Source organism: Arthrobacter sp. CAN_A214, assembly GCF_015751955.1.
GTDB lineage: Bacteria > Actinomycetota > Actinomycetes > Actinomycetales > Micrococcaceae > Arthrobacter_D.
In genome coordinates this window covers 1-1313 of the sequence record NZ_JADOUU010000093.1, presented here as the reverse complement: position 1 = coordinate 1313, position 1313 = coordinate 1, and the positions used below count along the sequence as shown (strand labels likewise).

The following is a 1313-nucleotide window of genomic DNA, read 5'->3' as shown; positions in this document are numbered from 1 at the left end:
GGTGAAATCCACCGGTCGTCGCAACACTCAGGTGCTGATGGTGGTTTCAAAGAGCTTAGCGAAGAGGTTCGCGGGGGTGTCCCAGCCGAGGGTTCGGCGGGGTCTGGTGTTCAGCTCGATGGCAACGGCCGCGAGGTACTCCAGGCTATGGAGGGTGAGGTTACTGCCTTTCGGGAAGTAATCCCGAAGCAGCCCGTTGGCGTTCTCGTTCGAGCCGCGCTGCCAGGGAGATCGCGGTTCGCAGAAGTAGATCGCCATCCCGGTCGCCTGGGTGATCTCGGTGTGCCGTGCCATTTCCCACCCCTGATCCCAGGTAAGCGAGCGACGAAGATGTGCCGGCAATTTCAGCATTGCCGCGGTGATCATCTGCTGCACGGATGCGGCTTTGTTAACCGGGTCGACGGGCAGGAGAATCACGAAGCGGCTGTGTCGTTCTACAAGTGTGGCGATTGCCGAGCGGTTGTTCCGGCCCATGATCAGGTCGCCCTCCCACTGGCCGGGGGTTGAGCGGTCCTCCGGCGGGAAGGGTCGGTCGCCGATCATGAGAACGTCACCGGAAAACCGTGCTCGTCGTTTCGGGACCTTCCGAGACGGCTTCCGGTGCAAATGCCGGCGGCGCAGCAGAGCGCAGTAGTCCCGGGTGAGAGCGCCACCCTGCCAGTTGTAAAGGTCCCGATAAATAGTCTCCGGGACGACGTGCATCTGCGTGTCCTCGGGGAACGTGGTCTTCAAGTACCAGGAAATCTGCGCCGGGCTCCACCGGCGCTTCAGCAACTCCTGAATTTGCTCCCGCAACGCTGGAGTAGCCACGATCTTCCCCGGGCGGGCGCGGAGCCGTCGTTGGCGTGCTTGCTGGTGCGCCCGATGAGGGGTGTACCGGCCGGACACCGCTGCGTTGCGGCGCAGCTCCCGCGAGATCGTCGACGGCGACCTGCCCAACGCGACCGCCGTCGCACGGATGCTGCTGCCTGCCCGAATTAGGTCAGCAATCCGGATCCGTTCCTCCTCGGATAGGTACCGGGGAGACGACACCTGCGGGCGGGAGAAGTCAGCGATCGGTGGGTAGGAATACACCCGCCCAGTCTCAGCGTCCAGGAACTGGAATCCGTAACGCCACTTCGTGCCCGTACGCCGGCTGATGCCGAGAATGCGGCAAATCTCCCCATTCAACAGACCCTGACGCGTCAACTCGACGTACCGAACCCGCTCAGAGGTCTTCCCCTGAGCGCCGGTCTTGCTCTGCGTAGCCTTCCTCGAGGACATCGCAACTCCTGAAAATAAGCCCAGTGTTGCGACGACCGGTGGATTTTACC

Annotated in this window: 1 protein-coding gene; it reads right to left on the bottom strand. The window is 62.7% G+C overall.

Annotated elements, in window-relative coordinates; all coding sequences use genetic code 11:
• Positions 1-27 precede the first annotated feature (27 nt).
• Positions 28-1263, bottom strand: a complete 1236-nt coding sequence (locus IWX65_RS17570; RefSeq protein ID WP_442859218.1) for an IS30 family transposase — start codon at positions 1261-1263, stop codon at positions 28-30.
• Positions 1264-1313 lie beyond the last annotated feature (50 nt).

Bases quoted from the DNA above. Each gene is read 5' to 3' on its own strand.
- IWX65_RS17570 (WP_442859218.1), bottom strand. From the start codon at position 1,263: ATGTCCTCGAGGAAGGCTACGCAGAGCAAGACCGGCGCTCAGGGGAAG.